This is a genomic window from Wenyingzhuangia fucanilytica (assembly GCF_001697185.1).
In the GTDB taxonomy this organism is placed as follows: Bacteria; Bacteroidota; Bacteroidia; order Flavobacteriales; family Flavobacteriaceae; genus Wenyingzhuangia; species Wenyingzhuangia fucanilytica.
The window spans coordinates 1,449,601-1,471,581 of sequence record NZ_CP014224.1 but is presented as its reverse complement, the minus strand read 5'-3'; the positions used below and the strand labels follow the sequence as shown (position 1 = coordinate 1,471,581).

At 31.7% G+C, this 21,981-nt stretch carries 14 protein-coding genes; all 14 read right to left on the bottom strand.

The annotated features are described in order from the left end of the window. Positions 1-82: 82 nt before the first annotated feature. Complete coding sequence (locus AXE80_RS14365; protein WP_068825420.1) at positions 83-2,533, bottom strand: BNR-4 repeat-containing protein; 2,451 nt, start codon at positions 2,531-2,533, stop codon at positions 83-85. Positions 2,534-2,587: 54 nt separating this feature from the next. After that, a complete protein-coding gene (rhaM, locus tag AXE80_RS06095) occupies positions 2,588-2,902 on the bottom strand; it encodes an L-rhamnose mutarotase (protein ID WP_068825418.1) in 315 nt (104 codons plus the stop codon). A 16-nt stretch (positions 2,903-2,918) separates the two neighbouring features. Then, a complete protein-coding gene (locus AXE80_RS06090; RefSeq protein ID WP_068825416.1) occupies positions 2,919-4,130 on the bottom strand; it encodes an alginate lyase family protein in 1,212 nt (403 codons plus the stop codon). A 97-nt stretch (positions 4,131-4,227) separates the two neighbouring features. Continuing rightward, positions 4,228-5,007 carry a T9SS type A sorting domain-containing protein gene (locus AXE80_RS06085; protein WP_068825414.1) on the bottom strand — a complete coding sequence of 260 codons (780 nt, stop codon included), beginning with the start codon at positions 5,005-5,007 and terminating at the stop codon, positions 4,228-4,230. A 376-nt stretch (positions 5,008-5,383) separates the two neighbouring features. Next, positions 5,384-6,829, bottom strand: a complete 1,446-nt coding sequence (locus AXE80_RS06080) for a sulfatase (RefSeq protein WP_068825412.1) — start codon at positions 6,827-6,829, stop codon at positions 5,384-5,386. 22 nt (positions 6,830-6,851) lie between these two features. Next, the gene (locus tag AXE80_RS06075; protein WP_068825410.1) at positions 6,852-7,694 is read right to left on the bottom strand and encodes a hypothetical protein; all 843 of its coding nucleotides are present in this window, start codon (positions 7,692-7,694) and stop codon (positions 6,852-6,854) included. Between the two features lie 36 nt (positions 7,695-7,730). Beyond that, positions 7,731-9,452, bottom strand: coding sequence for a sulfatase family protein (locus tag AXE80_RS06070; RefSeq protein ID WP_237340639.1), 1,722 nt, complete (start codon positions 9,450-9,452; stop codon positions 7,731-7,733). Positions 9,453-9,562: 110 nt separating this feature from the next. After that, entirely contained in the window at positions 9,563-10,957 is a 1,395-nt protein-coding gene (locus AXE80_RS06065) for a cellulase family glycosylhydrolase (RefSeq protein WP_068825407.1), read from the bottom strand. 147 nt (positions 10,958-11,104) lie between these two features. Beyond that, positions 11,105-12,760, bottom strand: a complete 1,656-nt coding sequence (locus tag AXE80_RS06060; protein ID WP_083194597.1) for a GH39 family glycosyl hydrolase — start codon at positions 12,758-12,760, stop codon at positions 11,105-11,107. 31 nt (positions 12,761-12,791) lie between these two features. After that, on the bottom strand, positions 12,792-14,573 hold the full coding sequence (locus tag AXE80_RS06055; protein ID WP_083194596.1) for a glycoside hydrolase family 43 protein: 1,782 nt from the start codon (positions 14,571-14,573) through the stop codon (positions 12,792-12,794). A gap of 20 nt (positions 14,574-14,593) precedes the next feature. Beyond that, positions 14,594-17,455, bottom strand: a complete 2,862-nt coding sequence (locus AXE80_RS06050) for an alpha-L-rhamnosidase (RefSeq protein WP_068825405.1) — start codon at positions 17,453-17,455, stop codon at positions 14,594-14,596. 77 nt (positions 17,456-17,532) lie between these two features. Beyond that, a complete protein-coding gene (locus tag AXE80_RS06045; RefSeq protein ID WP_169816816.1) occupies positions 17,533-19,257 on the bottom strand; it encodes a T9SS type A sorting domain-containing protein in 1,725 nt (574 codons plus the stop codon). Positions 19,258-19,383: 126 nt separating this feature from the next. Then, positions 19,384-20,466 carry a 6-bladed beta-propeller gene (locus tag AXE80_RS06040; protein ID WP_068825401.1) on the bottom strand — a complete coding sequence of 361 codons (1,083 nt, stop codon included), beginning with the start codon at positions 20,464-20,466 and terminating at the stop codon, positions 19,384-19,386. Positions 20,467-20,500: 34 nt separating this feature from the next. Beyond that, positions 20,501-21,955, bottom strand: a complete 1,455-nt coding sequence (locus AXE80_RS06035; RefSeq protein ID WP_068825399.1) for a DUF1501 domain-containing protein — start codon at positions 21,953-21,955, stop codon at positions 20,501-20,503. Between the last annotated feature and the right edge of the window lie 26 nt (positions 21,956-21,981).

Genomic DNA, 21,981 nt, shown 5'->3' with positions numbered 1-21,981 from the left:
AAAACGCTTAGTTATCAAACAAAAAATCATCCAGCTTAAATGAAACTGGATGATTAATATGAAGTAAATTATGGGTTAAAACTTATTCTATAATTAATTTAGTATTCAACACTTTATGATAATCTCCTACAATTCTAATTAAGTACACTCCTGGTTTAAACCTGTCATGATTGTTTATTGTAATGGTTTGGTTAGAGGTTACCTCTTTATATATAGTTTCACCAAGTATATTATAAATTATTACACTAGCATTGGTTGCTCCTTTAAAAGAAATCGTAAAACTTTCACTTGCAGGATTTGGAAATACTTTAATACTATTTATTTGAACATCATCTGTACTTAAATCTTCTGAAGTAGATTCTAAAACCCATCTACTTCCGTTATCTGAAGATGATGAATGAATAATTCCTTCATTTACATCGTGATATAAATACCTATTTACATTATTAGTTTCGAAAGAATAATTGTCATCTGCTTGATGATAATGAACGGTCCATATTTTATCAGTATCTGTTCTTGGAGGAGAAAAAGATGTATTAATCATAGTTCCTGCAGAACCTCCAGTAAACCTTAAAACCCCCTTACTTGTACGACTATTGATGTTGACAAAATCCCCTGTTCCAGCATTCACAAACTCCCACTCTTTAGCGACTCCATCACCAGAATCACTTCCTATAAGGTTTGAATCATCTGAAGTTAAATATTTTCCTGTAGCCACATTTTTTAACTTATAAACATCATTGGTTAAATCTGTAGGATCATGAATCTTAAAATTGATGGTGATTTCAGCAGAACTTACAGTCTCATTGTTTGTATTATAAGCTACGGCTTGTATGCTCTGATCCCCTTCTGTATTTGAAATAAAATTAATAGTATATGGTTCTGTGTTATCCTCTCCATGATAAGAACCGTTTACCCTAAATTCAACTTTAGAAATACCATTATTTTCATCAATAGCATTTGCTGAAATTTGAACAGTTTCACCAACCTCAAAAACTTCCCCACTAGTAGGAGATGTTAAAGAAACTCTAAAAGGATCTTGATGAATATCTAAATCTACTATCTGAAGATATAAAGGACGTGCATCACCAGAACTATCCTCCATAAGGTAATAATACAATTTACCATCAGCAATATGCACTCTACCATGATCAAAAGTTCTACCTGAGGTAGCTTCATAAACTCTAGTAAAATTATTAGTTCCCCCTTCTGCCTTTTCTACAAAAACACGACCAGCACTGGTTAAACCAATAATATATATATTATCTCCAGCTGTGTAAATTGAAGTGGCTCTTGAAAAATCTTCAGTAGTAATAAAATCAGTAGAACCAGCAGGCTTATAGGTGTGTAAATATTTAGTTACATTGTATTGATTGTCTTTTACCTTACTAATAATATGTACATCTCCATTATTAGTAACTGTCCAATCAAAATCACCAACAATGTAAACTTTATTTGCTTCCGTTGATTGCACATAATCACCTGGTTCCATTACTTTAATTAAATCAGCATCATAAAGAGGTAAAGAAATATTTTGACCTTGATGATTTTTCCACGCATTTGTACCATTTTGATTATCTGAATAGGCATAATATACACCATTTTGATATTGGTATTTATCATTATTATTAGCCAATCTTCTTTGAAAACCAATTCTTATTTTTCCATTTACATATTTCATGTTTCCGTAAAGTCCCCAATTGTAATCTATCCCAGATTGATTTTTAGCATTTAAAACATTAAAGTGTGTAAAACTTGACCATGTAGAAGTAGTAGCATCATATTTTGAAAATTTATATGCACCATTATTATTCCCTCCTTCTCTCATATACATAAAAATATCACCTGCATCGTTTAGAAAAAATTGTGGATAAGTTAAAGCTGCAAAATTGGTATAATCTTCTCCTCCATTTAAACTTAAATGTTTGTACCCTCCTGTATTATTTTGAACAAATTGATTTAAAGTAAATTCTCCATCAGGTACAGATGCTGCATTTTTTACAGAATAAGAGTATCTAAAGTAGTCATTACTTAAACTACCATCAGAAGGTCTTGTGTTACTATATGCATGCATATCATATAATAAATGAATTGTGCCATCTATAGGACTAACTGCTACGGCTATGCTGTTATGAGATTCTCCTATCCAATATTTATTTTGATAACCTGTATGCCTATGTGGAAACTCAACAGTTACTTGACTTCCTGTATTTGTATTATATCGTGTTAGCATCACATGACGATCGTCTTTACCCCCACGATACCATGTCATAAAAACATATTCATTATATGTTTTTATACAATCTCCATGTGCTGAAATATTTCGACCAAAATAATAGTCATAAGGAGAACTATCTCCAGTATTTGTTGCTCCACTAGTAACTTTTGATCCATCAAAATGTAACCCGAAATCTGTTATTTTTATTTCATTTTCTAACACAACCTGTGCATGTGAAATAAATGCACAAAGAAGTATAAGATATAATTGCATGGATTTAAATCCATACATAAACTTTAAATATTTTTTTTTCATTTTATTATATTTAATTTATTGGCGTAAAATTAATTACTGTTAAAAAGCTCTATACTATTTCATATAAAACAACTCTTGTAACGGAATAGAAACAGGAGAATTATCAGAGTTTACCTCCATAATATCAGACATAAAATCCCACCATTTTTTTACTATGGGATTACTTGACAAATCTTGAGACCCTCCATTACCAGAAATTTTTTGAAAAGCAAAAAGAGTACTTGTTTCTTCGTCTAAAAAAATAGAATATTCACTAACTCCGTTCTCTTTTAAGAGCTTTTTAAGTTCTGGCCACAACTCATCATGTCTTTTTTTATACGTTTCTTTTTGGCCTTTATTCAACTTCATTTTAAAAGCTAATCTTTGCATAATCTTTTGTATTTATTTAGTTACAATAGTAAATTAAGGAGCTAGCTACTCCATTTTTATCTTTACCTATTTCACAATACTCTCTAATATTAAATAGGCTTCCTGCTACTGTAAACAAGTCTTTTAACTTTTTTATACTTCCCTTTGGATCATGAATTTGTTTGTAATCCCATGTTTTAAATCCTTTTGCATAAGGTTTTAAAAACTCATATGCATTTATAATACTAGCTCCATTTTCGGCTCTGTAATTCCATAAATCAACTCCAACTTTTGTTCCTATAAAAGCTAGCTCTGTAAACCCTCTTAAATTCATGGTACTGTATGATAATGCTTTAGTTCTTGCCAATTCATGTGGCTGTTTTCCATCAGATGAAATTTGTTTAGCAATACGTTTCTTTACAGATTCTAAAACTTCTCTAACCTCTTCCTTTCTATCTAAAAACAATAAAATACTTGCTACTTGCACATCATAATGAGTTCCGTGATTGTTTTTAGTCTTTTTTTCAAAAATTCCGTTTTCACTTGTCTGTAACCAATGAAGGTAATCTGAAAACCACTGTCTTAATTCTTGACTAGTTTTTACCTCCATCACCTTGTTCATCTCTAAAATCTCAATAGCTGTAATGACATCGGTGATATTCGAAAATTCTATGATACCAATACCTCTCCCTTTATTTTTTCCAGGAATGGCTTGAGCAAAATTTAAATTAGGATTCATTTTAGTTTCCTTATTTAAAAACCAAACTTTTAACAATTCTAAAGCTTTATTGGCATATTGAATTTTTCCTGAAAAAAAATAAGCCATCGATAACACATTGGTATTATGAATCATTTGCCTTTTAGTTTCAAAATCTGTATTTCCTTTTCTTGTTAAAGGATTTACCTCCCCATCTTTTCTAATCCATGGTAAACCATCTGGTTTAGTAGGATCTGGCCACCAATAAGGTCCTAAAGAAATATAATCATGCTTAGTACCACTATGTGGTGTTTGTGTTTTTTGCATTACAGAAAAAACACCTTCTTTTAATGCTTTGTTTGCACTCTCTAATAATTCATTATATGTTTTATTAAACTTAGGGGTGTTTAAGTTTTCTTTGGTTTTTAAAAGTGAAGTACCATTTAAAAGTGATAAATTATTTTCATCTCTTTTAGATAATGATATTTGACTATTTGCCATAGACCAAACTAAAACAAATCCTAAAAAAATTATTTTTGGTGTTTTTCTCATAATTTAAATTTGAAATGGCTTAATCTATTTTACCACAAAAACATTCTTCTAAAAAAAGAAGAATGTTTTAACTACTTTTAAATTAAAATTCTAAATATTAGTTTTTAATAATTTTTTTGGTAAAGCTTCCTTTTTCTCCACTAAAAACAACAATATAAACACCACTTACCAAACCGCTTACATCTAAAGAAAGAGTGTTTTGATTGTTTAATTTATGCCTTAAAACTTCTTTACCTAATATGCTGTATACTTTAATTTCATTAATTTGATTTGTTAATCCGCTAACAGCTAAACTATTATCCACAGGGTTAGCAACAAATACAGAACTAACGTTAAATTCTTTTGAACTTAAAGTTTCTACAAACACAAAATCAAATGCTACAGGGGTACCACCACTGATTTTAACAGGATCCCCTACTGCATAATCTTGAAGTCTTCTTTTTGCTCCTAAACCTTCCCAAGCTGTTCCTGTTTTATCACTCTCTAGAAAAATTTGAGTTCCAGTTCCTCTAGTAGGATTCCATTTATCTTGTTGCCCTGAGCCACCTGCTGCATTACCTTTTGCCCCTATTGCACTAGCTACATCATTTATATCTAATACTTCTAACGCTCCTTTCCCCGACACTTTAGAAGTTATAGAATAATTATCTCCATCTGGATGATTGTCAATGATAAATAACTGAGTATCACTACTACCATTTTCTTGCTCATAAGTTAAAGCATCTGTGGTCGTAGATTGAGTTAAATAAAGATTCTCCCCTTGTACTTTAATTTTATAAACACCTGTTGTTCCTGTTACAAAAGCTTGTGCTTGTATCTGGAGAGCAGACATGCTTAGCAATAAAAAAGCACTAATTTTTAAAGTAATTTTTTTCATAATTATAAATGTTTAAGTTTTTTCAAACTTATCATTCATTATTATTATTCTTATCCTGATTTGTCCTGTAAAAAACCAATAAAAACACCTGTTAAATAATTTAATCACAAAAAAAAGACTAAAAAAACAAACATAACACAAACAAATAACTACAAAATTGCATATTTAGTAGTTTGAATCACACTCTATATTTATGGGATTTTCTATACAAAATTGTTATAAACTCCATCCTTTACTTTTATTTGATGTAATTTAATTTTACATAACTGTACCTTATTTTCACTAGGGTTTTACTTTTTTAAGTAATATATTTTATAAAAAAATACCCTCTAATTCACATAATCGAAAAAGAGGGTAACAACGAACAACAGTTTTTTTATTTATCATTTTGTGGGTAGGTAGATCTACTTTTTAAAGGAAACTGTCTTTTTAATAACGCCTGCATCCTTTTTACCTCGTTTTGATAATTTGAATGATTAGCAAAATTTACAGTTCTTTCCATATAATTTTGCTCACATAAATACAATTCGTTTTCTATTACTTTTTGAGCCTTATTATCCCACCACTCGGTATATCTTAAAGTTCCATCAGTACACGTAAACCCCATAATATTTTTCCCTTTAGGATAAACACTATAAGCTCCTTTATTCCAATCTAATTTTGGATTATTAACTAATGGTAAAATACTTTTTCCATCTAAGTTTGGTAAGTTTTTAAATCCACAAACTTCTGCAAGTGTTGGAAATAAATCAACATTTTCTACCAAAGCATCTGATGTTACATTGGTCATTCTGTTTTTAAAATTTGTTTCTCTACTTACTATTAAAGGTACTTTTACATCAATCTCAAAATTACTGTGTTTACACCAAGCTCCGTATTCTCCTAACTTCCATCCATGATCGCTCATAAAAACAATCATGGTGTTTTTACGTAAATCTAATCTTTCTAAAGCATCCATTACTTTATCCATTTGCGCATCGGTATAACTAACACTAGCATGATAACCATGTATTAGTTTTTTTGATAATTTATCATCTAAAACTCCTTCTTTTGGAATACCGTGATACGCTCGTAATTCCCCCCAATGAGTTAAAGAAAGTCTATACATATCTTTTGGAGCTTCTTTTAATGGCACTTCAAAATCATTTTCATCATATAAATCCCAATATTTTTTAGGAACATTAAACGGAAGATGCGGTTTGGTTAAACCTAAAACCATCATAAACTTATCATTTTTTATATTTTCAAGAATTTTAATAGCATGGTTAACAGCTCTTCCATCTTTATAAGCATCATCGGCTACATCTATACATTCATATGGAGGCCCATTCCTTTTTATTCCTGCTTTTTTAAGACTGTCTATCAATGCTAAATTTTCGGGTTTTACCCAAGAATTTGGTTCTTTAGGAATTAAAGTGCTCCAACTTTCTTTATCATCAATACCGTGGTGATATACTTTACCAACACTAACTGTTTTGTAGCCTTTTTCCTTAAAAAATTGTGGCATGGTAACAATATCTTTACGTTTAGATCTTAATGGAGTAAATAAAGAATAAATCCCGATGTTTTCTGGTCTTAATCCAGACAATAAACTCATTCTAGAAGGTGCACATAAAGCTTCTTGGGCATAGGCATTATTAAACCTTACCCCGTCTTTTGACAAAGCATCAATATTAGGTGTTTTTATGGTTTTATTTCCATAACAACCCAACTCAGGACGTAAATCATCTACTAAAAAAACAACAATATTAGGTTGATCTTGAGCATATAAACCTAAGCCAAAACTTAAGAATGTGGCAAAAATTAAAAAACTTTTTTTCATCTTTTATTTATTTTAAAAACCTCTATTTTTTATCTATATAATTAAGCAACAATGTTTTTACATCATCAACTGTTCCTTCTTTTAATCCTCCATTTGTAGCCCCTGTAATCCAGTACAAGGCCATTCCTGCATCGGAACAATCCCATTTACCTTTCTGAAATTTAACTACATTGTCTATTTCAGCCATTTTTCCCATCAACCAAATAAACTGAAGACGATTGTCAGAATGATTCATTGCCCAATTCCATTCTGACTCTTTTACTTTTAAGTGAGTATTTTGATCTGGAATACGAACTTCTTCTACACCAAAATCTAAAATTTCTTGCCACGTAAAAAAATCACCAGCGTTATCATTTGCAGGATGATGTGTAATTACTTTTACATATTGATGTTTTTCTTTGGGAGTAGCTGCCAATGCTAAACCAATAATATCAGGTTCACCTGCCTCTACAATCCATAGTGGATTATTTTCTGTAGATTCATTAATAGCTTTACATAAATCTTTAATGGTTTCATCTGTTTGCCATTTGGCGTCTAAAAACGTAATATGATCAAAACCTCCCCACCTTCTTGCAGTACCATCACAGGCGGTTTGCATCATGGCGTGACGTTCTTTTTCTGCTGCTTCAGATATTCTGTGCATCACCACTAAATCGCAACTATGAGAATAGTGTACCAAACGATTAGACAAACCTGAAGCTTGTAACAATGCCAAAGTCACTGCTGTACCTCCAAGATCATCAGGATCAGGAGAATTACCATCTGCAACAACTGCTATTCTACCTAACGGAGGATTGATATTTTGTGATGACATTACTGATGTTCCTAAAAAGGTAAACATCAACATAAAAACAAATTTATTCATACTGTCTTTTATTTTATTCGTGATAAAACTTAATAATTACTTTAAATTAACTTCTTTTTCTTCAACAGTTTTACTTGCTTTAAACCCAATTCTATGAGCTTTTACCAATAATGTTGAATTTTTTGGAAGTGTAAATGCCTCCTGATACACTGTCCAAGATTTAGGATATATACCATTTGCTTCTTTAATTTTATATCCAATAGAAGCTCCTTTTGTTTTACAATTTAAAATAACTTTATTGTTTAAAGTAGTTATTTTTGGAGTAGCGGTTACAGGTTGATTTTCTTTACCATTCCAAAGTTTTTCAATCAGTTTTTCTTCAGGTAAATTAGGATCATCATGAATAGTAGTTAACCATCGATCCATTTCTTTACTTAGTTCCTGTAATTTTTGATTGTACTCTGGCTTATCAGCCAAATTAACCAACTCAAACGGATCTTCTTTACAATCGAATAATTCCTCTTTAGGTTTATGATCTCTAAACCATTGCATTTGTACATCGTTTAATTTTCCTTCATCACGTAATCGTAATAATTCTTGCATAGAAGGTATTTTTTCTCGGTACGCTAAAGGCAAATAATAACCTTGCTCTGGCCTATAATTTCTTATGTATTTAAATTGCGAATCTCTTACTGCTCTAATAACATCGGTTACTTCATCAAACCTATCTGCTGCTGCATGTATATACTTTCTTTCTTTTTCTGATTTATACTTTCCTAAAAAAGCTTTTCCTTGCATATATTTTGGAGGTTCAACACCAATTAAGGATAATAATGTTGGTGCAAAATCCACAAAACTAATCAACTGATTGTCTTTGGTTCCAGCGTTTTTTTGATAAGGAAATCTAATAATCATTGGAGTGTTTAATCCAGAATCGTAAATTAATCTTTTTTCTCTTGGCAAAGGCCCTCCATGGTCACCATAGAAAAAAATAATGGTATTCTCCAACAAGCCGTCTTCTTCTAATTGTTTTAAAACAGCCCCAACTTGTTTGTCCATTTCAGCTATATTGTTATACAACTTCCACATGTCATTACGTACTTCTTTAGTATCTGGTAAATAAGGAGGTATATTGAACTTAGTGTTTTTAGGTAAGTGTTTAGGAGTATCTTCTTCAGAAAACCTGTTTTTTGCATCTGGCAATCCATTTTGTTTCCATACATAAGTTGTATCTCCTTCATAATAATGCCTTGTTTCAATATTTCTAAAACCATAAGGTTCAAACAAACCAGACTCATGTGTTTCTGTAAAATTAAAAACAGCATAAAAAGGTTGATCTTTTTTTCTATTTCTCCAATGTGCATACGGACTACTTTCATCCCAAGCAGTTACAGGTGCTCTAAATTGATAATCTTCTTTATAATTATTAGAACAATAATATCCATTCATACGCAATAACTCACTAATCATTTTTACTTCTGATGGAGGTACAGATTCATAAGCTTTTAATCCTGTTTGTTTCATGTTAGAATTTACTCTCATATGATTGGCACCAATGCTTGAAGGATACATACCTGTAGCAATAGCAGCTCTACTTGGGGCACAAACACCTGAAGTTGAATATAAATTAGGATAAATAACTCCTTCTTTTGCCAATCTACTTAAATTTGGGGTTTCTACAGTTGTGTCTCCAAAAGGTGGAATATATGCCCCCATATCTTCTGTAACTAACCATAAAATATTTGGCTTTTTAGGAATTTTTATTTCTGATGGATTATTTTCTTTTTGTGTTTTACAACTGATTAAAAGTGTACTCACAAAAAAGACTATTGATAAAATTCTAATCATAATTCTTGTATCCTTATTTCAAATTTATTGTTTACAAAAAAAGGCTTAACACTTATAAAAGTTGTTAAGCCTAAACTTAATTACTCAAAATTCATTAAACCTGGAACTATTTTAACACTTAACATTTCTTTATCTTTTGGCCATTTTAAAACAATTAATTTTTGGCTTTGAGAATCCCATATAAAATCTGATGGATTTACATTTTCTGGACATTTATACACCTCTAAACCAACGTTTTTTAATGGATTATAAAACAACACAGTATCATCATTTATTAACACAGAAAAACCATCAGGATAATGTCTATTTGCACCTACAAATATTTTAGAAGCTCCTTTGGAGTTATTTGATTTGATGTTTAAATCTAATGTTCTAGTAGCATGATGAAACATAAAAGAATAAATATCTCCTGCAATTACTTGTGGAAAAGGTCTTGCAATAATATCTGTAATATATTTACGCTCTACGGTTCCTGCAGCTGTTTTATCGCTAAATATAGCCCATGTTGATAGACCTCCTGGCAGAAAGTTTTGCATACTTCTATTTCCTAAAAACCAAGCTTTTATAGAACCTACTCCCATTTGATCAAAAACCTCAGCTGTTTTTATATAAAGTTCTCTGTATTTTAATTGTCCTAAATTTCCTTCAAGAATAGTATCTGTTACCGCAAAAGTTGGCATTCCCCATTCTCCAATAAAAATAGGTGTTTTTAGCATTTTAGACTCCTCATCAAAACGATCCATGACAGGTTTTATTAAATCAATTTTACCTTGATAAATATGAGGTGCAAAAAGAATATTTTTTCTATTTATAGGTACTGTAACTTCCGCATATTGATTGTTATCTATAGCCTCTCCTTTATTCATAAAAATAGACTGGAAAAGAATCATCTTATCTTCGTTTATCTTTTGACTTTCATCTATAATTTTTTGATATAAAGGAATCAAGTATTTTTTAGTAAGATCTGAATATGAGATATCCATGGTTAATTTTCTTGGTTCATTTACCACATCATATCCCAATACAGATGTATTATTTGCATATCTTTTCCAAATTACTTTCCAAGCATCAATATAGGTGTCATATTCGTTTTTTTCGTTTTTCCAGAACTCTTCCCAAACAAATTTTCTCACTCCATAAACGGTCATTTTAAAAACTGTTTTCATACCCGAGTTTTTACCTAAAGTAACCAGTGAATCTAATTTGTTAAGATAATTAGTGTCTAATTTTCCTCCAGGAAAGCTACTTAATTTCCCCAACTCTAAACGTATTACTTGAGTGTTAGCTCCCATTCTAACCATTCTAACATAATCATCACTGTTAAAAAACACTTCTCCTTTGTGGTCATTTGTATTGATTACAAATCCTCTTGAAATTACATGACGACCTTGTTCATCTCTTAAACCATGTTTTATTTGTGAAAAACTCGTTAATGTTGACAGAACAAACGTTAAAAAAACAAACCTTAATTTCATAATTAACTATTTTATAATTTAAGCAAGATAATTTTAACAAACGTGATTACTGTACTGCTCAGTACCGACAGATATTTCATATAAAAAGGTCAGAATAATAATATTCTGACCTTCTATATTTATAATAAAATTAAATCTTATAATTATTTAATAAGGACGTAACTCAATTAACTTAACACTATGTGCTTCTAAATCTACTTTTAATGTGATTTTATCATCTTTGGTATTTATAATCGAGTTTGTAGTTGTTTGTGGCAATTGTGCCAGGATTTGGTATTTATTGATGTTTGCGTTTAAAACATCTTTCCAACCATCTTCAAAACGATCAGAAGGTCTATTCCCATAAATACGTCCATTCGTTTTCTCACCTACACCTGCTGCTCTAACATCTTTATAAAGTTCATGCATAAACACTCCATGGTTTGCATCAATAGTATATTCATTCATTTTCCATTTTGTACTACCAGAAACCAATCCGCCATTAATCACAGGATAAAGGGTTTGCTTTGAACTACTGTTTCTTGTTGTATTGTGGTTATACACTAATAAATAAATAACATCTCCTTTTACCACAGGTATAACACCATTATATCCATTAACATTATCTATAGCCTCTACTCTATTTCCTCCTTCCATTTTTTGGAGCATTTTGGTTACATTATTTCTAGCTTGTCGTAAATCACTCCCCTCTACTTCTTGCCCCCAATCATATATTTCTGTAATTCTATATTGATAGGCCAAATCTGCTATTGTAGCATACCAACTTGCTCCTAGCTCTGTTGCATCATTTAAACTAATACCTCTTACTGAATTTTCATCTCTTAACATTCCAAATTCTTGAATATCAAAAGGAATATCACTAAACTGCGGATAACTATTTAATTTTGCTCTATAAGGCTCTACAACTTCATGAAACCTTACTGTGTTTTGATCTATTTTCTCGTAATAAGAAAGACAGAAAAAGTTCATTCTAGTTCCTGTTTCACCTGTTGCATAATTTGTACCTGTAGCACAATGATCAATAATATCTGTAGTCCACTCTGCAACGTTTTCTGTTAGTAAATTTCCTGGACCAATAATAGCATCAGGAATTACTTTTAAAACTTCATCTACAGTAATATCATAGTGTTTAAAATATTCATCTCTAGTTCCTCTCCAGTGACTCGGAGTGTAATTAGGTTCTGTTGCTACTCTAAATCGCCAAGTTTTAACTTCATGCATTCCAAACTCATTTATCAAAGTTTGTAAAAAAGCATTTATATATTGCCTCCAAATACCATAATCATTTGCAGGTTTAGAGTTTCCATAAGTATCTTCTATTCTCTCTCCACTCATCTCCCATGGCACGTTATCTAAAACTATTCTAGGTTTTAGACCTGTTTGCATAAAACCTCGCATACTAGAAATTAAACCACTAAAATCTGTGATAATCTTCCCTGAAGCATCAACACCTTTGTAAAAGGTATTTAAATCATCTTTTCTTCCTCCTAATACCCTTACTAGGTTATAACTTTCTACATAATCCTTAACCTCATTTACACTAGCAACAAAACTAGAACTATTAAAACGTGTTTGATTAACCATAGGTCTAGTAGACCAAAAATTATACATCTGTCCTACTACCGACCCTGCATTAATATGAACTGCTTTAGCTGGATCTATAATAATTTCTTCTGTTTCCTCCTCATCAGATTCTACTTCATTAATTTCTTTTTGGACATCGTTAGAACATGCTAGAAGAAATGATATAAAAAAGATGAAAAGTATATTATAAATAATATTATTATATTTTATTGTTTTCATTGTTTAGTTTTATTTAGATTATACAATAGTTTTATTCTTTATTAGTTGCCTTAGGTCCATCGTAGTCATATGTAAACCAATCTACATCAATGTAACCTGCATCTTCTTTTTCATTCCATGAGAAAAAACCTAATCTATCACCTGTCCATTTTCCAAAAGCAATGGTAAACGTAGGACCAAAAGATTTAAAATCTTTTCCATCAAAACTATATTCATAAGTTGCTTGATTACTATTGTTAGATGTTTTTACATATAAATCATTCCCTGTTAATTCAGGCCCTGTTACCTTTTCTGCCATAGGATTCATATAAAACAAATGCTTTTTACCATGTGCATCAACCTCAATACCTAATAAATTAAAGACTCCTCCATAACGCACAAATCCAGCTAATTGATGTGGTTTCATACCTGATATGTCAAATTTAGCCACAGCAGTTCCTGTAGTAATTCCCATAATACGTTGACTTAAAGTATTAGATGCTCTCCAGAAATCTGAATCAGAACCATCATTATTTGTCCACTCATTAATATTGGGTCCATAACCTTTTTTATTAGGCAATACTTTACTTGCTTTTAAACGCAACCAACCTTTTCGTTCTGTTAAAGACCAATGACTATTTCTTGGGTTATGATTCCATTCCCATTGCAATCCTAACTTAGCTGATGAAAAATCATCGTCTGAACTTGGAGCTGAAATTGGGTAACCTTCTATAGGTTTTTTATGTTGTTTTACAGGTTCTCCTATACCATCATTATCCTCATCAACCCCAATAATAGGCCAACCATCTACCCAATTTACAGGTTCTAAACATTGCGGGCGACCTTGAAACGGAATATCATCATTTTGAATTAATTGATGCATATACCACCAAGATTTATCTGGAGCTTGCATTAATGCTCCTTGACTTGCACTTCGATTATTAAATACTGTTCCTTTTTCTAAAACCGTTTTTACTTCATACGGGCCATAAATACTTTCTTTTGAACGTAAAACAATTTGTTTCCTATCATTTTTAGGATTTTTAACCCCTGGTTTTGTAGACTTATCTCCAATGGTCCATTGTGCTAAAAAGATATACCAAACACCATCTATTTTATAAATTTTAGCAGCTTCTGCTCCCATTCCTGTGTATACCAATTTTCCTTCATCCAAAATTTTGGTACCATCCCAACTCATTTCATAAATTCTATTTTCGTTTCCTTCAATAGTATTATTTGCGCCTTTTTGTTTTCCTGCCGTATTTACAATAACATAAGCTTTATGAGTTTCTTCATCCCAAAATACAGCCGGATCATCTAAAACTTTAGATTTAGATAGCATAAAAATAGGTTTGCTCCACGGTCCTTTAATATCCTTTGCTGTTGAAACCATTAAACCGTGTTGGTAATCTATTTGGTAACAATACCAAGTACCTTCATGATATGCAAAATCTCCAGCCCAAACTCCAAAAGAATAACCATTCATTCTATCCCAATTGTACTCAGGTGCCCATGACAAGCTATTAAAAACATGCCCTACATTAGTCCAGTTTACCATGTCTTTAGATTCCAAAATTGGCATTCCTGGAGACATGTGTTGTTTGGAAGTAATCATATAATAAGTATCTCCTACTTGCTCTATATCAGAATCTGGATAATCTGCATTTAGGATAGGATTGATATAAGTTCCATCTCCTTGATCTCCCCAACTACCTGTTTGTACTTTGACTATTTCTTTAGTTGGTATTGTATTTTTTTTGGGTTTTAAATTACAAGCAAAAAAAGTTGCTGCTGATATAACCATTAATATTTTATATACTCCTGAATACGACATCTTCTTCTTTTTAAAATTTATTAAAACTTTTTATACTTAATTTGATAATTACCTGAACCTAAAATTACGTTCGTATTTTCTACAACTTCTAAATTGTATGTTTCTTTAACATCTATTAAAAGCTCATTATTAATAGTTAATGTTTCCAGTTCTTTTTCAGTTAAAACAAGCTTAGCTTTTGTATTAAAAGGCACTTCTAATTTCATTACTAAATCATTCTGTTTTAACTCCCAACTATTATGAATGGTACCATAAGGTGTAGGTACGTCAACAGTAGTTTTATTAATTTTTGATGGGAATTCTGGTTTTACAGTAAACATTTTATAACCTACTTGAGTTTTAGAAGACTTTATTCCTCCTAAAGACTCAAAGAAATACGCAGCAAAACCACTATGCATTGGATGATTTAAAGAATTGGTTGGTCCCTCCATAGTTTCCCACTCAAACTGACGTTCTGGCCATGTGGTAAAACCTGAATTCATAATATAGATTTGACTCGGAAAATCTGGAGTTGTTAAAATTTCATATGCCAAATCTGCTTTTCCGTACTTACTTAAAACCGTATAAATATATCTGTTACCATGAATTCCTGTAGAATGATGACCTCCTTTAACCTGAACAATATCATACACCAAACCATTTACAATGTTTTCAATTTCGTTTTCTGGTGCTAAACCAAATTGTAAAGCCTGTACAGTTGCTGTTTGACTTTGATACCATTTGTTTTCCGTATCATTAATATTCACTAAAAACTCTTTATTAAAGGCTGTTTTTAAAGCGTTTTTTTCATTTTTCATTTTTTGAGAAAAATCTTTATCATTATTTATCTCAGCAAACTTTTCCATGATTCCTAAAACATCATAAAAATATGCATTAGCAGAAATTATAGGATCACACTCCATAGCACTTGGATTTAGTCTTCTATCCCATCGTGGTGGACACCAATCTCCCATACCGTCTTGCATAATGCCATTTTTACCTTTAAAATTGAGATAAAAGTTGGTTAAATTTTTCATTTCCTCGTAGTATTCTTTTACTATAGCATCATCACCATAATATAAATAATTGTACCAAGGCAAATACATTGTAGCCACACCCCAATCTATCTTAGCATACGTAGAGGTACGTTTTCCAGGTGCAATCATAGTAGGTACCTGAAACTTAATTTCAGGATTGTTATGCCCTTTTGTTGGTCGCATTTGTGTACGTATATCTTCCATATACTTTTTATAAAAATCATACATATCATAATTATACAATGCATATTCACAAAAAGCATGTGCATCACCTAACCATCCACATTTTTCACGATGAGGGCAATCTTCTGGAATACCATGAACATTATCTTCTATAGTCCATTTACTAATACTATGCATTTTGTTAAAAAGAGAGTCATTAGATTTAAAACTTCCTTTTTCTTGAATATCTGTAGCTACCAAAACAGATTTAATAGTGTTAGCATCTGGCTTTTTTGATAAGCCTTTTATTTTAGCATACCTAAATCCATGATAACTAAATTTTGGTTCCCAGCTTTCCTCTTTATTTCCTTTACAGATGTATTTATAAATTTGAGGCATGCCATTAGCTCCACCTCCTGTAGAACCTTGAAAAATGTCTTTTCCATTTCTTAATAATGTTTCTACAGTTGTGATTTCTATAAGTTGACCTTCTTTTTCAGTCACATTTAATTTTATCCAACCTGCAATATTTTGCCCAAAATCTACAATCCAATCACCATCTGGTGCTTGAAAGACATTTGTAGGGTTAAACTCTTTTAATTTTTTAATGGCAGGTATTTGTTGTGCACTTATTTTATTTATTTTAGGATGAACTTCCTTCGCATTTCCCCATGAATGATCATCATAACCAACACTTGTCCAATTACCTAATTCGTAACGTGCATCATAGGTATCACCTCCATAAATATTATTAAATACTATAGGACCTGTAGCTTCTCTCCATGTTTTATCTGTGTAAAAATCTGATGATGATCCATCAACATAATTTAGCTTTACCAAACAACGTACCGTAGGTGGACCGTAAGACACTCCTGATTTATTGGATTCTGGATCACGATTCCAAGAAATATTTTGTCCATAAAAACCATTTCCTAATATAATTCCAAAAGCATTTTTACCAGATTTTATCTGTTCCGTAATATCGTAATTCACATAATAAGCTTGTTTATCATAGTTTGATGGTGCAGGATCTAATACATGATCACCTACTTTATTACCATTTAAATACAATTCATAATAACCTAAACCACAAATATAAACTTGCGCATTTTCAATATCTTTATTAAGATTTATCTCATTTCTAAAATAACTTGCAGCAAACCCATCAACCGGCTTTGCTTTTTTCATCTTTCCTGTTTTATATTCACGAAAACGATGTTCTGAAGTTCTAATATCTTTGTTTAAAGTAATCCATTTTGATGCTCCCCAGTTTTCATTGTTCATTAACCCCATTTGAAAACTTTGTGGCTCAGACCAATTTGATGCTTGGTTTGCTTCATCCCAAATTTTTACTTTCCAATAATAAGTTTGTAAAGGCTCTAACTTTTTACCTTGATATTTTACATAAGTAGATTGTGAGATTTTCTGTTCTTTAGAGTTCCATATATCCCCTTCATTATTATTCAATTTTTCTTTTGAGGATGACACCAATACATGGTATGTAGATTGAGATTTATGAAAACCTTCTGCTTTTATTTCCCATGAAAAAAGAGGAGTTTCACTTTCAATAGTAGTTGGGTTTGTTTTTGAGTTAATTAATAACTTGTTAAAAGACAATGATGTGTTTAGCGTTTTTTTCTCTTTACAAGAGAAGCACAAAAAAGCTAATAGTAAAATAGATAGTAGTAATTGATTTTTTTTCATTATTACAGTTTTAATTTTATGTATTATCTTACTTATATATTAAGTAAACTAACTACTTATTAAATGGTTTTATGGACTTATTTAACCACTATTTTGTGTGTTGAAACTCCCTGATTCCCTTCTACTTTCAATATATAAATCCCCGTTTGATTATGGTTTAAGTTAATCTCCTTGGTTGATTCAATATTTCCTTTTTGAAGCTCTACACCATTTGCGGAATAAATACTGTATTTTACAGATTTTCCGTGTTTCAGTTTTATTTTAAATGTTCCTTGGTTAGGGTTAGGATATATACTTACCTCCTCTTGTTTTGTAATTTCTGAAGTGGATAACAAAGCATTAGTTAGCTCAATAATGTTTATTGAAAATTTTGGTAAAGTAATAGCTCCACTTCCTTGACTAACTAAACTTAATGGATCTACATCTATCCCAATAGCTCTTTCTTCGTCCATACTGTTAAATGACATAGCTTTATGAACTGTAGAACCTGTATATGCAGCCCCATCAATATTTACATTAAAAGGAACATCTTGGTTGCTAAGGTTTACCACAAAAACGGACGTTTTCCCATCTTTAACAACTACTCTGGCATTCACAGCTTTTACTCCATCAACCAAATTAGGTACTTGTATATTACTTTCAACCAATGTAGTATTTTCAAGTGCCAAGCGAATAATTTCATAAGCCGAACCAAACAATGTTTTTTCTAAAGGATATTTAATTCTTGGTCGCTCAACACCACTTGGAGAAATATAAGTTTCCCAAACATAATGTGAGTTTAATTGTCCATTTACACTAAACCAATTAGCACGCTCAAAAACATCTTGGTTTTCACTCATAAAAATATAGCAATCTACCATACCTAAAGCAGAGACCGCATTTGGCCCACCAGATTTTACTCCCCACTCAGTTAACCAAATAGGTTTATTAGGAGTTACTTGATGAGCATAATCATAAATAGAATTCCCTAGGTGTTTACGAGCAGTAAGTGCAGTTCCGTATGCTTCATCGCTATTTGTAGCATCGTCTGGATCTGAACCTACATAGGTATGTACGGTAACCGCATCAAAATATGTTAAGTCTTCTGTTAAATCAGTATTCCAATTAGGATTAGCCCAATTATCTCTTCTTAACAATGGAATAGACACTTTAATATTTGAATCTTTGGCTTTAAGTGCTGCCGACATAGCTTTTGCTCTAGCAATATAATCTTCGGCATTGGGTATAATAGAACTTCTTTGTCCTGGATAAAAACATTCATTACCCATTTCAACAGCTTTTACTTCAAAGCCTCTAGCAATCAAATCATCGTATCGTGCAATGGTTTCTGGACATCCGTTATTAAAATCAATACCATCGGCACTCATATTAAATGTCCACATCATATCAAACCCTTTACCTGTATTGGATTCTCTAGTTGCATTTAAACTTGTCAGTCCGTCTATTCCTACTTTTATATTGTTGGTGTCAAATATTTTAATATTTGCTAACTTATCAACTGTTTTTGTTTTAATTGTCTCATTAGTTCCCTGTTTATATTCAAAACTTTCTGTTCCAAATAGTCTAGTAACATCACGTCGCCAATCATACCAATTAGCCCATAAACCATGCGGAAATCTTATGGTTATAGGTTCTAATTTGTTTATTAAATTCTTTTCTGTTGTGGTTGAAAAATGATGCGTATTTGTTCCTAACAATAAATTATTATAAACTTCTTTTGAAGAAGACGTTATGTTAATTGTAGCTTCCATGCCTGATGGTAGACTAAATGGATAATCTTGAGCAAAAAACATTGTTGACATTAACATTGTAAAACAAAAAACAAATAACTTATTTAACATCTTTCTTTTAATTTAAAGGGAATTGTTCAAATTTAATGATGACTATAATTATAACTATTCTGTACTGTTACGACATTTACAAAGAGTTTAAACCCTCTCTAGTTTAATAGGATATGCTTTATTTGCATTCCACTGACACACATATAAATTTTCATCATTATCTACACAAACATCATGACAGTGTTTAAATATTGGTTGACTTTGTAACATGGTTTGTAGTTCTCCATTTTTATAAGTAGGTTTTGTTCCTCCAGGATTAGAAACTACCTTTCCACTCTTATCTAAAATTGTAACAAATCCAGACTGTTTACTAGTACGAGTAGGATGAGTTTTCATATTACCTTCTTCAAATTTTATATCCGAAGACCAACATACTCCTGAGTATAAATTGTCATTATGAATTACAGGGCGACACACAAAAGCTCCAGGAAGTGAAATTGTTTCTATATAATTTCCATCCAAAGTAAAACGCTTAAAACAATTGGCTGCTCTCGAAGTAATTAACAATGTTGGATTTCCACTTCCTCTATTATCTATACAAACACCATGTGCTGTTTGGAATTGATTTTCTCCGACACCTCTACCTCCACCAATTTTTCTGACAAACTCACCATCTTTAGTAAATTGTAATATGTAATTGGATCCATAACCATCGGCAATATAAATATCACCATTAGGTGCAATAGCAGATTCTGTAGGTTTAAAAGGATCCTCTTTTTTATAAGCCCCATATTCTGATGGGTGACCAATCAACATTAACTCTCTACCATCAGTAGTCGTTTTTATCAGGCTTCCATTGGTATCGCAAATAAATAGAAAATCTTCTGATCCATCATTCCATAACGAAAGACCATGACCTCCTTTGTAACGGATTCCCCATGAGTCTAACAATTTTCCTGATTTATCATAAATCAAAATATTATTATGAACATCATCACCAACCATAATAAGCCTTCCTTTAGAATCCATCACCATTTCATGACAATTCTTTACGGGAGTTGTTGTTCTATCTAAATCACCCCATGATTTATGTATCCTATATTTAAAATCTCCATGACCAATAACAGAGTCTGATAATTTAGGCTTAGATTTTAAAATATTAAAATGTGGAATGGCAACTATACCTGCTCCAGCTTTTGCGGTGGTGTTTATAAATGTTCTACGTTTCATTTTGATGTAATTTTAATAGAAATTCCGTTTGTTTTTAAACCGATTTTGTAATTGGATTTCCAAATAAATCTAAAATGGGTTTTCCTTTTCCATCTGGGGTAGTATAAAAAGGTCTACTTTCTATTTCATAATGAGTTTGTGGATCTATTCCTAAAGCATGATAAACTGATTGGTGTACCTGATCTATAACAACCGGATTCTCTATAGAACAACATGGACGTTCATCTGCAGTCTTTCCATAAATCAATCCTTTTTTAACACCTCCACCCCACATAAGAATGGAACTTCCATCTGTAAAATGACGATGCATTCCATAAAATTTTTCATCATTAATAACATCTGGCTGTCTTGAAACTTGATCTTTAACCGTTTCACCTGGTCTACCTTCCATAATGGCATCACGACTAAATTCACTCGCTAAAATAACTAGTGTTCTATCTAAATGTCCACTTTCATCTAAATCCTTAATTAATTGAGCTACCGGTTTATCTATTAATTGTTTCATTTTTTTTGCACGTGTATGCCCGTTTTCATGAGTATCCCATCCTAAAAAAGGCTCATATTCTGTAGACACACTAATAAACCTCCCACCATTCATTGCCAAACGTTTTGCCAACAAACATCCTAAGCCAAAACGTCCCGTATTATATGTATCATAAACTTCTTTGGGTTCTTGTGACAAATCAAACACTTTAGCTTCTGGGGAATTTAATAAGCGATAAGATTGCTCCATAGATCTCATTAAAGATTCACGTTGATAATCACTTGCTTGCTCCATGACTTTATTCTTGTTCGCTAATTCTTTAAACAATTTATAGCGAGCCTCAAACCTTTTTAAAGACATTCCCTGTGGCGGACGGACACTTTCTAAACCTCCTGAAGGATCAGGAATTAAAAAAGGACCAAATTCAGTACCTAAAAAACCTGCGGAATGAAAAGCTTTTAATTCTTCAGCCTCTCCCATAGTAAAACGTTGACCAATTGAAATAAAAGGAGGAATTACAGGATTAGCTGGTCCAAGCTCTTTGGCTATCCAAGCACCTATATGAGGGGCCTGTACAGATTGTGGTGGTTCATAACAAGTATGCCAATGATATTGATGACGAGTATGTAATATATGCCCAAGGTCAGCTGATTTATACGAACGTATAATAGCACCTTTATCCATAACACTTCCTATAGATTCTAAACCCTCTGAAAACTCTAGTCCATCAACTACAGTAGGTATTTTTGGAAAAGTACTTAAAACCCTATTCATATTTAATCCTTTTTCATAAGGAACATATGCTTTTGGATCAAAGGTTTCTGTATGTGCCATTCCTCCAGCCATCCACAACAAAATAACAGTATCAGCTGTAGCTGCTCTTTTTTGAACTTCCGGTGAACATGAACTTAAAAAGCTAGCCAAAGGAATACTACTTGCCGAAGTGGCTAAACTAGCTGCTGCCATTTTTTTTATAAATTCTCTACGTGAATTATGTAGTTCCATATCCTTTTATGTTTAATGAAAAATTT

Coding starts and splice junctions, on each gene's coding strand:
- AXE80_RS06050 (WP_068825405.1), bottom strand. CDS start 17,455: ATGAAAAAAAATCAATTACTACTATCTATTTTACTATTAGCTTTTTTG.
- AXE80_RS06045 (WP_169816816.1), bottom strand. CDS start 19,257: ATGTCAACAATGTTTTTTGCTCAAGATTATCCATTTAGTCTACCATCA.
- AXE80_RS06060 (WP_083194597.1), bottom strand. CDS start 12,760: ATGAAAACAATAAAATATAATAATATTATTTATAATATACTTTTCATC.
- AXE80_RS06080 (WP_068825412.1), bottom strand. CDS start 6,829: ATGAAAAAAAGTTTTTTAATTTTTGCCACATTCTTAAGTTTTGGCTTA.
- AXE80_RS06035 (WP_068825399.1), bottom strand. CDS start 21,955: ATGGAACTACATAATTCACGTAGAGAATTTATAAAAAAAATGGCAGCA.
- AXE80_RS14365 (WP_068825420.1), bottom strand. CDS start 2,533: ATGAAAAAAAAATATTTAAAGTTTATGTATGGATTTAAATCCATGCAA.
- rhaM (WP_068825418.1), bottom strand. CDS start 2,902: ATGCAAAGATTAGCTTTTAAAATGAAGTTGAATAAAGGCCAAAAAGAA.
- AXE80_RS06090 (WP_068825416.1), bottom strand. CDS start 4,130: ATGAGAAAAACACCAAAAATAATTTTTTTAGGATTTGTTTTAGTTTGG.
- AXE80_RS06065 (WP_068825407.1), bottom strand. CDS start 10,957: ATGAAATTAAGGTTTGTTTTTTTAACGTTTGTTCTGTCAACATTAACG.
- AXE80_RS06075 (WP_068825410.1), bottom strand. CDS start 7,694: ATGAATAAATTTGTTTTTATGTTGATGTTTACCTTTTTAGGAACATCA.
- AXE80_RS06040 (WP_068825401.1), bottom strand. CDS start 20,466: ATGAAACGTAGAACATTTATAAACACCACCGCAAAAGCTGGAGCAGGT.
- AXE80_RS06055 (WP_083194596.1), bottom strand. CDS start 14,573: ATGTCGTATTCAGGAGTATATAAAATATTAATGGTTATATCAGCAGCA.
- AXE80_RS06085 (WP_068825414.1), bottom strand. CDS start 5,007: ATGAAAAAAATTACTTTAAAAATTAGTGCTTTTTTATTGCTAAGCATG.